This is a genomic window from Achromobacter sp. PD1, assembly GCF_048541815.1.
Classification (GTDB): Bacteria; Pseudomonadota; Gammaproteobacteria; order Burkholderiales; family Burkholderiaceae_B; genus Achromobacter; species Achromobacter bronchisepticus_A.
In genome coordinates this window covers 3,054,971-3,068,236 of the sequence record NZ_CP183349.1, presented here as the reverse complement: position 1 = coordinate 3,068,236, position 13,266 = coordinate 3,054,971, and the positions used below count along the sequence as shown (strand labels likewise).

Below are 13,266 nucleotides of genomic sequence, written 5' to 3'. Positions count from 1 at the left end.
ATCCGTCACATGCCGGAGGAAACCTCGATGCTGACCGACGCTGCACTACGCAATTTCAAACCTAAGTCCAAGATTTATAAGGCTTCTGACCGAGACGGGATGTATGTGACGGTATCGCCTGGCGGAACGATCACGTTCCGCTACGACTACCGGCTCCACGGCCGCCGCGAGACGCTGACCCTCGGACGCTATGGCCCTGGTGGCATCTCGCTGGCAATGGCGCGCGAACTGCTGCTGGACGCGCGCAAAGCCGTTCTCAAGGGTGTCTCGCCCGCGCTGGAAAAGCAGCGTGAGAAACGCCGGATGGTCGCCATCAAGACCTTCGGCGCGGCGATGGAGACGTGGCTGGCCAACGCAAGGCTGGCTGACAGCACCCGCGCCATGCGCAAGCACATCATCGACCGGGACATCCTGCCGGTCTTCCAGAATCGCCTGCTGACCGAAATCCAGGCCGAAGACCTGCGGGCCTTGTGCAACAAGGTCAAGGAGCGTGGGGCGCCGGCCACGGCGGTACAGATTCGGGACATCGTGAAGCAGGTCTACATCTACGCCATCGCCCACGGTGAGAAGGTGGACAACCCCGCCGACAGCGTGGGCGCGGCCTCGATCGCCACCTTTGTGCCGAAAGATCGCGCCTTGTCGCCGCTGGAGATTCGGTTGTTCATGCAGCAGATGGAATCGGTGGCGACCTATCCGACCATCAAGCTGGCGCTGCGCTTGATCCTGCTGACGTTGGTACGCAAGAGCGAACTGATCCACGCCACCTGGGATGAGGTCGATTTCGAGAGCAAGACCTGGACGATTCCTAAGCAGCGGATGAAGGGGCGCAACCCGCACGTGGTCTATCTATCGCGCCAGACGCTCGACATCTTCGTGACGTTGCACGCCTGCGCGGCGGGATCAAGGTTCGTTTTTCCGTCTCGCTATGACGCAGAGCGGTGCATGTCCAACGCCACTTTGAATCGCGTCACGGGGCTCGTGGTGGAGGCGGCAAAGACCAAGGGGCTGCCGCTGCAACCCTTCACCGTCCATGACCTGCGCCGCACCGGCTCGACGCTGTTGAACGAAATCGGCTTCAACCGCGACTGGATCGAGAAGTGCCTGGCGCACGAGGACGGGCGTTCCTCGCGCTCGGTTTACAACAAGGCCGAGTACGCCGAGCAGCGGCGCCACATGCTGCAAGAGTGGGCCAACCTAGTCGATGCCTGGGGCGGTGGGCAGACCTACGTGCCGAAGCTGTTACCGGCGAACGTAGTGGTGCCGGCGTTGAGCGCGATAGCCTGAAACAGTGGCTTGGTTGTCACTTGACAACTAAGCCATTCATCCCCATACTGAAGATTATTGATGGCTCGTTCCCCTCATCCGAAGAAAGATGTTGAGGAAGCTCTCAGGCACGCCGAAGGGCAGGGCTGGCGCGTCGAAGTCGGCGGCAGCCACGCTTGGGGGCGGATGTATTGCCCTTACAACGATGAAGAATGTCGCTGCGGCGAGTTCTGCATCACCAGCGTATGGAGCACGCCGAAAAATCCCGGCAACCACGCGCGCGCCTTGCGGCGCGTCGTGGACAACTGCACCACGCACCGGTCGCAGCGCGACGCTGATGATGGTGCCAAGGAGTAGCGCGATGGAATACACCTTCACTCTGAAATACCAGCTCACGGACGATGACCGCGACGCCGATGCACTGGTGGAGCGCCTGGGCGAAGCCGGCTGCGACGATGCCTTGGTCGGCATCGGGCAGCCGGGTCGATTGGCGCTGGAGTTCACCCGCGAGGCTGCGGATGCGGACGAGGCCGTGCGTAGCGCGCTGGCCGATGTGCGCTGCGCCGCGCCGACCGCGCGATTGATCGAAGTAGCGCCGGATCTGGTGGGTCTGACTGACGTGGCCGACATTGTGGGCGTGTCGCGGCAGAACATGCGCAAGCTGATGCTGGCGCATCCGGGCAGCTTTCCGGCGCCGGTGCATGAGGGCAGCGCGTCGATCTGGCATTTGGCAGACGTATTGGCGTGGTTGCAGGCCAAAGGCAGCTACTCGCTGGCCAAGGACGTGTTTGAGGTGGCGCGGGTGGCCTTGCAGGTCAACGTGGCGAAGGAGGGGCGGCGATTGCCGCGCTCGGCATCGAAGGCACTGGAGGCTTTGATTGGATGAGTGCCGCTGCTTGGCCTTATGCCTTGCTCGAACCCGCCCGGACAGGGCGGGTTTTTCGTAGGTGGACATCCGGTTTCGACACGCCGGCGCGCGGAGCCTGCTTTCGTTCTTCGACCCAGGCTTCCACTTCTGCCAAGTCCCATACGACGCAGCGTGGCGTCAGGTTGAAGCGACGTGGGAACTCACCGCGACGCTCCATTTCGTAGATCGTCGTTTCGGCGAGGGGAACGATCTGCCGCAGTTCCTGCCGGCGAATGGTGCGACGGAAGGGAAGGACACTGCGCTTTGGAAATTGCGGCAAAGCCTCGTAGGCATCCGTGCCTGGCAAGGGGAGGCCGACATCGGTGCCGGCGGTATTGGGGGCTTGCGATAGCTGTTCCACCTCGGACTCCATGGTTCTGCTGCATGGAGACATGGTGAAGTTCAATACCTATCGGGACAACTTGCTGTGGCGTAGTGGAGCGGGTTCGATGTGGTATTTCGATGTTGCGTCCCGGCGTGCCGCCGTCGCGCTGTCGTGCTTGCGCATCAAGTCGCCTGCGGCGTCTCGCCCCTTCGGGCTTCCATCGTTCCCTCGCTTCGCTCGGCTGACGCCTCCGGCCCGGCTTGTTGATCCGGGCCTGCGCGCTCCGCTTGCCCCAAAAGCCGACTGTGTGCAGTGGGCGGGTGTGGGCGGTCTTGCTGTTCCCTTCACCGTATCACGGCGTTCTCGCCGTCAAGGGCGGCACGCGCTTTTGCGCGCTTGCGTCCTGGCGGCCGTCTGCGCCCCCTGACTGCTTGCGCTGCGCCGTGCTGGCCACGGTTCCGGGCAATTCCGCCCGAGCAACCGGAGCACGATCATGTCGCAACTGTCCTTTTCCTCGTTCAATGCCTCGCTGATGGTGCGCGATGCACAAGGCCGCTACCTGCTGGCGACGGCCGACCAGATTCTGGAGGCCGCGCGCCAGGCCATCGAGCACAAGATGCAGCGCGGTGCGTCGTTCAGTTCGCCGGCGGCGGTCAAGGAGTACCTGCGCGCCAAGCTGGCTGGCTTCGAGCATGAGGTGTTCGCCGTGCTTTTCCTCGATACACAGCATCGCCTGATCGAATACGCCGAGATGTTCCACGGCACCATCGACAGCGCATCGGTGTATCCGCGCGAGCTGGTCAAGCAGGCGCTGCGGCTCAATGCGGCGGCGGTCATCGTTTCGCACAACCATCCGAGCGGCAATCCAGAGCCGAGCAGAGCCGACGAGGTACTGACCCAGCGGCTCAAGGAGGCGTTGGCGCTGGTGGATGTTCGCACGTTGGATCACATCATCGTGGCGGGCAGCAGCATCACGTCATTTGCCGAACGCGGCCTGGTTTGACCGAGGGGGCTTCGGCCCCCTTTTTGCTGCGTCCGAGGATATTAGGTCGCAGCCTCGTTGCGTGCTTCCCACGTCGCCAAGAGGTAATTCGCCAGTGTGCCGGAAAGATTGACGGCCAATTCAGCATGACGGGGTGCAGGCTTGATGCCGATCCGCCCTTTGCCATGAGCATCGCTCAACCTGTTGCGAAGAGAGCCAAGACCTTCAACCACCGACGTGCAGCCACCGAGGATCTGTTTGAAGATTTGCTCTGTATGCTGAGAAGGTGCCAGCTTGAGTATTTCTGCTGTCTGCTTGTATAGCTTGGGAAGGTCGGCCGTATCGTCATAGCTGACCTTGGCCTCGTCCAAGATGTGTTTGCATACTGATTCGATCAGTGTCCGCGCCGAGGTGATTGCACCTTCTGGGTCGGATGATCGTCGATCCAATGCCTTCGACCATGCTGCTTGCACGTGGGCGGCATCGAACTTCTCCAAGGCCGTGGTTACTGAGGAATCAGAAGGTGCCAGTCCGCCACGCTCCAGGGCATCCAATATCGGACGAAATTCGCTCCACAGACAGTTTCGGCGTTCGGCGTAAGTCTTGTACTTGTACTTGATGAACTGCCAAAACTGGGCAAGGCTGCGGCAGGTTCGGAGAAACTGGGGAACCAGTGAATCCAAGGCTGTATTGGAAAGCAGAGCCTGCCTCAGGCGAACGAACTCCGCATCATCTTCGCTCCCGCCAGTGGCTTGAGAGATCAATAGATTTTGCAAGGCTTCCGCCTGTATCGAAAGCTCATTAGCCATCTTTAGATCACCCTCCATTCGGCTCCTGTCCGAGTGCTGCTCAGTTTACTGCTAGCAGCTTCTGGCCTACGCGCTCCGCTTGCCGAAAAGCCAGTGCGTGGATGGTGTGAGGGGAGGCGGTCTTGCTGTGTCCCTTCACCGTATCACGGCGTTCTCGCCTTCAAGGGCGGCGCGTGCCAGCACGCTTGCGGCCCGTGGCCGTCTCCGACCCCTGACTGCTGCGCTGCGCCGTGACTGCGACGGTTCCGGGCAATTCCGCCCGCGCAACTGGAGAACAGTCATGAACGACAAATCACACGTTTCCCTCGAACAGCATGTTTGCCTTGTTTGCGGCACGGCGTTCGATACCGGCGCCATCCTGCTGGACAAGCGCCTGCGCGCGAGCATGGAGCGCCACACGGCGACCGGCTGGGGCCTGTGCCCCGATCATCAGAAGCTGGCCGACGATGGTTTTGTCGCGCTGGTCGAATGCGATCCACAGCGCAGCGACTTGCAGGCCGGTGGGCACATGAAGCCCGAGCAGGCGTACCGGACGGGCCGATTGGCTCATCTGCGGCGCACGGTGTTTGCGCAGGTGTTCAACGTGCCGATCGCGGCCGAGCAGGCTTGCGTGTTTGTTGAGCCTGGCGTGATCGACCAGTTGCAGTCGATGACTGCGCCGGCGGCGAACTGATCGCGCCGCGCTGCCTCGGGTGCGTCGTCTCTGCGGGAGCGGCGCACTTTTTTTCTGCTGCGCCCGGTACCGATGCTTTCGCGCCTAGTGCGCTGCGCGCTTCGCTTGCCTCCAGGGGAAAGCCCTGCGGGCTATCCCCGCCGCGCAATGCTTGGCGCCCCTCAAGGACTGCCGAACCGGCTGCGCCGGCTCGGCCAGACCACGGCAGTCGCTGTCGAACCTGTTTCCCGATGACTGGCGCATGAGCTTGTGCATCGAGCCTTGAAGTCCGGGCGTCCCTGGCCTAGAAACATGGCCGGTCGCGCTGTCGTGCTGCGCATCGAGCCGCCTGCGGCGTCTCGCCCCATTCGGGCTTCCATCGTTCCCTCGCGCTGCTCGGCTGACGCCTCCGGCCCGGCTTCCAGATCCGGGCCTGCGCGCTTCGCTTGCCGTGCGGTCGGCACATAGAGGCGGCCGTTGCCTTGTCCAGCCGTCTCCCCTGACTTCATCACCTTGTCCGCGACTGTAGCCCGCGGCCGTGTGCCGTCAAGGCGCGCAGGGCCGTGTCCTCGGCTGCGCCTGCGGGCCGCACCAACCCTGCGCTTGCCTCCTTGACGGTCCTCGTCCGCGCGCTCCTGACCGTCGCGGGCGATGAACTCAGGAAAGACGGTGGCAACAGGGCCAACCGGGTTCCTCGTGCCGACCGCACCGAACAGCCGAAAGGCTGGGCTCCGAATCTAGGAATCCGGTGTGCGGTTTGAACAGCAAACCCTTTTCGTCAGGAGAAAGACCATGCAACTCGCATCCCGTTTCGCTTCCCACTCCCCGGCACTGCGCAGCGACTACCCGCTGTCCGATGACCAGATTCGCAGGGTGGCTCCATCCATCTTCGCGGACGCACCGCACGAAAGCCGTTCCGAGCGGTACAGCTACATCCCCACCGCCGCCGTGCTGACCGAGCTTCGCAAGGAGGGGTTTCAACCCTTCATGGCGACGCAGACCCGCGTGCGCGATGAAGGCAAGCGCGAGCATACGAAACACATGCTGCGCCTGCGCCATGCCAGCCAGATCAACGGCGCGGAAGCCAATGAAATCGTGCTGCTGAACTCGCACGATGGCACGAGCAGCTATCAGATGCTGGCCGGCATGTTCCGCTTCGTGTGCAGCAATGGCCTTGTCTGCGGCGACACCGTGGCGGACGTGCGCGTACCCCACAAAGGCGATGTGGCCGGGCACGTCATCGAAGGCGCTTATCAAGTGCTGAGCGGCTTCGAGCGCGTGAAGGAAAACCGCGAAGCAATGCGGGCCGTCACGCTCGACGATGGCGAGGCCGAAGTATTCGCCCGTGCCGCATTGGCCCTCAAGTACGACGACCCGAATAAGTCCGCGCCCGTCACCGAGTCGCAAATCCTGATGCCGCGCCGGTTTGACGACCGCCGCCCCGACCTGTGGAGCGTGTTCAACCGCGCACAGGAGAACTTGACCAAGGGCGGATTGCATGGCCGCAGCGCCAACGGACGCCGCCAGCGCACCCGCCCCGTGCAGGGCATTGATTCCGATGTACGCCTGAACCGCGCCCTGTGGCTGCTGGCCGATGGCCTGCGCCAGTTGAAAGCCTGATTCCCCCACGGCAGGGGCAGGCAGCAGCCCTTGCCGTCTTTCTCGCTGCTGCATCCCTGAACCGATAGGAGTTATCACCATGAACGCCATGACCCAAACCGAAGCCCGCGCCGTCAATACCACCGCCGCTGTCCCGCTGGAAGCCGCCGACCCGACCAAGAACCTGATTCTGGTTCCGCTGTCGCGGCTGGTGCTGCGCCCCACCGGCCGCAACGTGCGCAAGACCCCGCGCATGTCCATCCCCGAACTGGCCGCGAGCATCCAGCGCGTGGGCCTGCTGCAAAACCTGATCGTGATTGCATCCGCCGATGGCGAGCATTACGAGGTGGTCGCCGGTGGCCGCCGCCTTGCAGCGCTCAAGCTGCTGGCGAAGAAGCACCGCATCAGCAAGGAATGGGAGGTGCCTTGCCTGCAGGTGGCCGATGGCACGGCCCGGACGGCCAGCCTCACCGAGAACGTACAGCGCGAAGCCATGCACCCCGCAGACCAGTTTGAAGCCTTTGCGGCACTGGTGGCCGAAGGCCGTCCCATCGAGGACATTGCAGCGGATTTCAGTGTCACGCCGCTGGTGGTGCAGCGCCGCTTGAAGCTGGCGAATGTCTCCCCGCGCCTGATGGCCGACTATCGCGCCGATGCCGTGAGCCTTGACCAGTTGATGGCCCTTGCCATCACCGACGACCACGCGGCGCAGGAAGCCGCGTTCTACGATGCACCGCAGTGGCAGCGCCATCCCTCGCACTTGCGCGAGCGCCTGACCGAGCGCGAAATCGACGCCACGCACGCGCTGGTGCGCTTCGTCGGGCTGGACACCTACCAGCAGGCAGGCGGCGGCATCCGCCGCGACCTGTTCGCGGAAGGCGATGCCGGAACCTACCTCACCGATACCGCAGTGCTGGAAACGCTGGTGCGCGACAAGCTGGCAACACTGGCTGAGGACGTGCGCGCCGAAGGCTGGGCATGGGTGGAGGCCGTGCCGCATCTGGCCTACGAGGAACGGCAGGCGTTCCAAAACGCCCCGCGCCACCGCCGCGAGCCGACCACCCGCGAGGCCCGCCGCATCGCCTCGCTGGAAACCCGCCTCGAAAAGATCGACGCCGAACTGGAAGAAGCTTGCCAAGGTGAAAGCAGCGAGGACGAGGCCGAGGCCGAGAAGCTGGAACAGCGGCGCGAGCAGGTGGCCGGGGAACTGCAAGACGCGGAGGATGCCTTGCAGGGCTACGCGCCCGAAGTGCGCGACGTGGCCGGTGCCATCGTCACCATCGACCGCAGCGGCGAGGCCGTCATTCACCGCGGCCTGCTGCGCGAAGCCGAGGCCAAGGCACTGCGCACGCTGGACAAGCTGCGGCGCGGTTTCGGCAGCGTGGAAGGCGAAGCCACCAACGACGAAGGCGAGGACGCCGACGACGCGCCCAAGGCCGCGAGTCTGTCCGACCGGCTGGCGCAGCGCTTGAGCGCCCACCGCACGGCGGCGCTGCAAATCGAAGTCGCCCGGCATCCGCATGTTGCGCTGGCCGCGCTGGTGCATGGCATGGTGCAGACCGTCTTGCAGGAAAGCCACTACGGCCACGACTTGCCGCTGGGCGTGAGCCTGAAAGTGCAAGATCGGCTGGAAGGCTTGGCCCCGGACTGGCCGGAATCGCCCGCCGCCGTGGCGCTGCGCGAACTGCAACAGGTGGCAGGTGTTGCCTTGCCGGAGGACAGCGCCGAACTGTTCGCCGCGCTGCTGGCGAAGTCGCAAGACGAGCTGGTGCGGCTGCTGGCCGTGTGCGTGGCTTCCACGGTGAACGTGGTGACGCCTCGCGCCACGCTGCACCAGCCTGGCGCGGAACTGGCGCAGGCCGTGGGCCTCGACATGGCCGCATGGTGGAAGCCGACCGCAGAAGGCTACTTCAAGCATGTTTCCAAGGCCGTGATTCTGGATGCCGTGGGCGCGTTTGCACCGGAATCCGTCACCCGGCTGGCGAAGCTGAAGAAGGCCGACATTGCCAGCGAAGCCGAGTGGCTGGCCGATGGTACGGGCTGGATGCCCGCCATCTTCAAGGCCGCAGGCCTGCAGGATGCCGCGCAGGAGGCAGACCCGGAGCAGGACGCCCCGGAAGATACCGTGGCAATGACGGATGAACCCGCCGAGGCGCTGGCCGCTTGACCCGTGCCGAAGGCAAGCGCCCCGGCCTCGATCGGGGCGCTTTGCTGGAAGGAAAAGCCCCCATGACCCGCACCACCACCAGCCGCCCCCGGCACGGTACGCGCCCGCCGCTGGCACGGCGAAGGCGACGTGCGCGGCTACCGCCCGCCCTCGGGCTGGTCGGCCCGCGCCAATCTCACCGACATTCATCCCATCACGGGCCGCGCCTTGCTGCGTGCCGTGTGGTGGTTCATCGAGACGAAGGAATAACCGTGATCAGCACCGCGCCCAGGCCGTTCCGTCCTGGGCGCGGTAAAACGCAAATCCGGGCGCGGCAGTGGCCGCGCCCGGTGTTCAAGGCCAACAGCCGAATCAGAACGCCGCCGCCTTCCCGGCGGCGGCATCAGACGATGCCGTGCTGCCTCAGCAGCGCCTGTTCATCACCTGACACCCAGCCGAATATCTTGGGTTCGTCGTCAAGCTGCAACACGAGGTAGTGGACGTCGAAGTCGATGGACACGCCCGGGGCCTCGCCCCGGTCATAGGTCGCCGTCCAGGCGACGTGCGCGACGCAGTGATGTTCGTCGATGGGGTTGATGCGAACGCCGCGCAGCGTCATGTCCTTCGTGCCGAGCTGGCGGTAACGCTCGAATCCTTGGCGCATGACCTGTTTCAGTTGCCCGTCGTTCTGGCCCGTCATGACCCCGGCCGGTGAGGCCGCGATGAAGGCAGTGGCGTAGGACGAGGCGACTTGCTCCATGTCCGCTTCGTTCTTCAATCCTTGGCGGAAGAAGTCCTGGTATCGCTTGAAGAACTCATGGATGCGCTTTTCTTTCATCGGTGCTTCCTTGGGTATGGACTTCGCTGTTCGTACTCGTCATGGTAGGGCGTGTCGGCGCACGGCGCCGCCGGGCTTTCGGGCTGCACCCCGTGCCGACTTCGCTGTCACGGCCATTCGGCTTCAATCCCTCACGCCTTCGCGCCTGCGGCGCTGCGCGCTTCGCTTGCCTCCAGGGGAAAACCCTGCGGGCTATCCCCGCCGCGCGCAGCTTGGCGCCCCTCGGCACTGCCGAACCGGCTGCGCCGGATCGGCCCGGCCAGCGCCCCGCCGCAATGGACGGGGCGATGGCGAACACGCTGGAGCCTGCTGCGGCAGGTTGTGCAGATGCGTGCCGTCCTCAACGCTGGCGGTTCTCGCCCATCACGTCACGAAGGACGGTTCACGGACAACCCGCCCGGCATCGCTATGGAGCTTCCACGCCACGCCTCAAGACCGGCACCGCAAGGTGTGGCGGAGGCGTTCTCGCCTGTCGTCGGGTGGTTGACCTGGCCCGCGTCAGCGGGCGAGCCGGAGAAACCTTCATACGGGGATGCCGAGCCGGCCCCATCTCCTTTCGGAGCGGTTCGGCCCAAGGCGTCCTTGTCTCGTTGTGAATCCTGGCGGTGGCACGGCTGTGCCTCGGGCTTCATGGCTGCAACCGTGCGGCGAAAACAATTTTCCCTGCGCTGCGCGCATTCCTCGCGGGCCAAATTCTTTTCGCCTTCCGGTTCTCCACTGCGTTTCGACCGCAAGCGGTGCAGCCCGCCCGTCCCCCGCCGGCCGGATCACAACAAGGACGCGATGGGCGCGAACCTTGTTCAACCGAAAGGAGAAAACATCATGGCCAACATCGGCACCTTCACCGCAGACAAAGACGGCTTCACCGGCACGCTGCGCACCCTGACGCTCAACGTCAAGGTCAAGCTGGTTCCCAACGACAAGGGGGACAGCGAGAAAGCCCCGGACTTCCGCGTTCAGGCCGCCAGCCACGACATCGGCGCGGCGTGGAAGAAGACCAGCGAGGCCGGCCGGGAGTACCTGTCCGTGACCCTCGACGATCCTTCGTTCCCGGCAACGGTCTATGCCCGCCTGATCGAAGGCGAGGACGGCACGCACGACCTGATCTGGTCGCGCAGCAAGCCCCAGGCGGCGTGACCGCCGCAGCGCCCCACCCATTGCGGCGGGGCGTTTTTAGCTCACGGCCCTAGTTTGAGGAATGGCTTCATCAGGCACTGTCAAGTTCTGACTGAAGAACATTACCTCATTACCAACATATCGTCTTTGTGCGGTGTAGTTCAGACCATAGCTCAACGATTGGCTCATGCGATACATGGCACAAATTTCTTCCGCGTTGTCATAAGACACAACCCAAGGCCATTTGAACTTCTTCTGTTGAATGACTTTGGCAATGGCCGCGTGGTCATCATGCTCGTAGTAATTTCGATACAACCCCTTTCCCTTAACGTAGTATGGGGGGTCGAGGTATATCAGAGATTGTTTTGGCAGAAAATCCGAGCAGCGATTCAGAAGGCGCAATGAATCTTCACGATACACCGATATGTCACTCTGTCGCCGGGCGATTTCACGAATGCGTGAAGCAACAACGTCCTTCTTAAATCTAGCATCCAGCTTGTAGTTCCCGTTCTGACTCTTTCCGCCAATGACGCCTGCCTTGAGAATTCCAGATCGATTCGTCCGATTCATGAATAAAGTCGCAAATCCTTTCTCGACTAGGCTGGCAACGCAATCTTCGCGCAAAATGGTTCGCCATCTAAACCATTCTTCAATGGTAATAGGGGTGGATTCGAGTAAATCAAGAAGCTCAGTTGAATGCTTTGTTACAGCAACCCAAAAAGCGTATACGGCAGGATCAGCATCGTTGATATGGATATGACTTGCGTGCCCATGAAAGAGTAGATCAAGTGCAACGCCTGCCCCGCCAGCGTATGGCTCCAAGTAATGCCCTCCCGTGACACCATTCGTTTCCATTATTTTTGCAATGAATGGAGCAAATGGCGCCTTCCCGCCAGGGTAGCGCAGAGGGCTATACAGTCTGTTTGAGAACATCGTTATACCTTTCTTGGCTTAACTTCCAAGGCGGCCAACTTGGTGACGTCCACAGCATACCCTATGCTCATCACACCGTGAACAGCCGTCTTGAAATTTTCCAAGAATTCGTTAATAAGCACTGGATTGTTATCTGCCCAATGCTTCCAAGGATTGTAGGGCTTGGCTCCAGAGGTGAGCAATTTCTGAAATTCGACACTCTTATAAAAACGCTTAAAAACCTCTCTCGGCTTCTTGGTTCCAGTGTATGCAGCCACCCGCTCCTTCACCTCAACAGAATCCCCGTTGATTGAAAACTCGTTCAAAACCTCGCGAGCTGCATTGGTGAAAACATCTCTTGTGAACTGCAAGTCATTTTTCCAAAATGGATGGGCGGCAGGGAGATTGTACAAGTGCTCGAATACAAGTTGGTCAGGCGGGAGATGCCCGGGCAAGAGAGTCACTGTCTTATAGCTCTTCCCTGTAACTTGAGAGCCTTGATCTGCATCCAGACAGACGATGCTTCTTTCCGAGAACTCAGGGATTTTCTTCTGGATCAACTGAAGATAGTTGGAGCATCCGAGTGACACTTCCGACATCGGGTTTGTGAACTTCTTTATTGGCTGCCTGTACAGCAAAGTTGCAAAAAAGTCTTCAGCCTCTTTATCTTCGAAATAGATATTGATGCGAGGCAGTGAAACTCCAGACGATGTATCGATGGTCTTTGTGTTGATGTCTGCACTAATCTGCGCCCATGACCAGTCTTGCATCACCTGGACATTGCCATAGGTGTTGCTCAAATAAATGGTCTTGTACTTTCTTCTGAACTGGCGACTTTGCTCATATGCATACTCAATCAGAACTGGCGAATGCGAAGTCATGACAACTTGAAGATCCAAGTTCTTGCACTCGCGATCAAGCATCTTCAGTAGATTTACTTGTGCAGTCGGAAATAGCCCAGCATCAGCCTCGTCGATTAAAAGCAAACCGCCTTTATAGTCAGCATAATCTTCCTTCAGCTTTCTGAAAGACATCAAGGCCAATATGATCTGGCCTGCATTGTCCTCACCCGCCGAAACAGAGTCTTGGTCGTAGTTCTCCCCGTGCGCCACCGCAGAACTGATTGTTCCATCAGTCCCTGTTGCAAGCGATGCGTTGCGATTGAGAAGTTCGTTCGTTAGCGCAATGAAATCTTTCTTGTGTTGCTCTAGATAATCAAAGTCGCCTAGCTTGTAGTCTCTGGCCGCGATAGGGTAAAGACGCTTCAAGCTAAGAAAAATCACCGGATGAGTAAAATTCCTGCTCGTGTTGCTGCTTCCGGCCGCTGTACTATTATTCCTAACCACAGGCCTGGGTGACTTCCCTCTTTTCATCAGCTCAAGTTTGGCGGTCGCAGCCTGATTTGTATATCCATCAAGCAAATCAATGTTCACGGACATGGAGCCGGGGACATCAAACTTTTCGGATATCCTGAAATGGTCACTGTATTGAGACTTGAACATCCCTCCTGCAATCTGCCGGAATGCAAGGGACTCATCCTTGACGTAATCTTTTTCAAAGCTAAAAATTTGCGCAGCTATGCCCAGTATCGAGGACTTTGATGTGCCATTTTTCCCGCAAACAACAGTGATGTAATCGCCGAACTCAACCGCCACATCGTTCAATGCGCGGAATTTCTCGATTGTTAGCTTTTTTAGTTGAGTCTTAGGCATGGTGT

Annotated in this window: 13 protein-coding genes; 8 read left to right on the top strand and 5 right to left on the bottom strand. The window is 60.9% G+C overall.

Going from position 1 to position 13,266, the window contains the following annotated elements; all coding sequences use genetic code 11:
- Positions 1 to 27 precede the first annotated feature (27 nt).
- From ACM1PE_RS14435 to ACM1PE_RS14425, 3 genes are read left to right on the top strand one after another with little or no spacing between them, the layout of a single operon-like run.
- A complete protein-coding gene (locus tag ACM1PE_RS14435) occupies positions 28 to 1,284 on the top strand; it encodes a tyrosine-type recombinase/integrase (RefSeq protein ID WP_054668696.1) in 1,257 nt (418 codons plus the stop codon).
- A gap of 60 nt (positions 1,285 to 1,344) precedes the next feature.
- A complete protein-coding gene (locus ACM1PE_RS14430; protein ID WP_082394034.1) occupies positions 1,345 to 1,620 on the top strand; it encodes a hypothetical protein in 276 nt (91 codons plus the stop codon).
- A 4-nt stretch (positions 1,621 to 1,624) separates the two neighbouring features.
- Entirely contained in the window at positions 1,625 to 2,149 is a 525-nt protein-coding gene (locus ACM1PE_RS14425) for a helix-turn-helix transcriptional regulator (RefSeq protein ID WP_054666242.1), read from the top strand.
- 16 nt (positions 2,150 to 2,165) lie between these two features.
- Here the strand turns inward: ACM1PE_RS14425 and ACM1PE_RS14420 are convergent, their stop codons facing one another.
- Positions 2,166 to 2,543 carry a helix-turn-helix transcriptional regulator gene (locus ACM1PE_RS14420; RefSeq protein ID WP_082394032.1) on the bottom strand — a complete coding sequence of 126 codons (378 nt, stop codon included), beginning with the start codon at positions 2,541 to 2,543 and terminating at the stop codon, positions 2,166 to 2,168.
- 445 nt (positions 2,544 to 2,988) lie between these two features.
- On the opposite strand from ACM1PE_RS14420, the gene radC reads away from it, so the two are divergent.
- Positions 2,989 to 3,498, top strand: a complete 510-nt coding sequence (gene radC / locus ACM1PE_RS14415) for a RadC family protein (RefSeq protein ID WP_054666238.1) — start codon at positions 2,989 to 2,991, stop codon at positions 3,496 to 3,498.
- A 41-nt stretch (positions 3,499 to 3,539) separates the two neighbouring features.
- Here the strand turns inward: radC and ACM1PE_RS14410 are convergent, their stop codons facing one another.
- Complete coding sequence (locus tag ACM1PE_RS14410) at positions 3,540 to 4,304, bottom strand: abortive infection family protein (protein WP_082394030.1); 765 nt, start codon at positions 4,302 to 4,304, stop codon at positions 3,540 to 3,542.
- Positions 4,305 to 4,566: 262 nt separating this feature from the next.
- Here ACM1PE_RS14410 and ACM1PE_RS14405 point away from each other — a divergent pair, with 262 nt between their 5' ends.
- The 3 genes from ACM1PE_RS14405 (at position 4,567) to ACM1PE_RS14395 (ending at position 8,704) form a co-directional block, all read left to right on the top strand.
- On the top strand, positions 4,567 to 4,959 hold the full coding sequence (locus ACM1PE_RS14405; protein WP_054666236.1) for a hypothetical protein: 393 nt from the start codon (positions 4,567 to 4,569) through the stop codon (positions 4,957 to 4,959).
- Between the two features lie 771 nt (positions 4,960 to 5,730).
- Entirely contained in the window at positions 5,731 to 6,558 is an 828-nt protein-coding gene (locus ACM1PE_RS14400; RefSeq protein ID WP_054666224.1) for a DUF932 domain-containing protein, read from the top strand.
- 79 nt (positions 6,559 to 6,637) lie between these two features.
- Positions 6,638 to 8,704 carry a ParB/RepB/Spo0J family partition protein gene (locus ACM1PE_RS14395; RefSeq protein ID WP_054666222.1) on the top strand — a complete coding sequence of 689 codons (2,067 nt, stop codon included), beginning with the start codon at positions 6,638 to 6,640 and terminating at the stop codon, positions 8,702 to 8,704.
- A gap of 382 nt (positions 8,705 to 9,086) precedes the next feature.
- Here the strand turns inward: ACM1PE_RS14395 and ACM1PE_RS14390 are convergent, their stop codons facing one another.
- Positions 9,087 to 9,521 (bottom strand): hypothetical protein, encoded by a 435-nt coding sequence (locus tag ACM1PE_RS14390; RefSeq protein ID WP_054666219.1) that lies wholly within the window; start codon positions 9,519 to 9,521, stop codon positions 9,087 to 9,089.
- Between the two features lie 822 nt (positions 9,522 to 10,343).
- Between ACM1PE_RS14390 and ACM1PE_RS14385 the strand changes: the two genes are divergently transcribed.
- Positions 10,344 to 10,658: a DUF736 domain-containing protein gene (locus ACM1PE_RS14385; RefSeq protein ID WP_054666217.1), complete on the top strand. Its 315-nt coding sequence runs from the start codon at positions 10,344 to 10,346 to the stop codon at positions 10,656 to 10,658.
- A gap of 36 nt (positions 10,659 to 10,694) precedes the next feature.
- On the opposite strand, the gene ACM1PE_RS14380 is transcribed toward ACM1PE_RS14385, so the two are convergent.
- Both ACM1PE_RS14380 and ACM1PE_RS14375 read right to left on the bottom strand, forming a co-directional pair.
- Positions 10,695 to 11,570, bottom strand: coding sequence for a DNA adenine methylase (locus tag ACM1PE_RS14380; RefSeq protein ID WP_075806994.1), 876 nt, complete (start codon positions 11,568 to 11,570; stop codon positions 10,695 to 10,697).
- Between the two features lie 2 nt (positions 11,571 to 11,572).
- Positions 11,573 to 13,261: an AAA family ATPase gene (locus ACM1PE_RS14375; RefSeq protein WP_082394029.1), complete on the bottom strand. Its 1,689-nt coding sequence runs from the start codon at positions 13,259 to 13,261 to the stop codon at positions 11,573 to 11,575.
- Positions 13,262 to 13,266 lie beyond the last annotated feature (5 nt).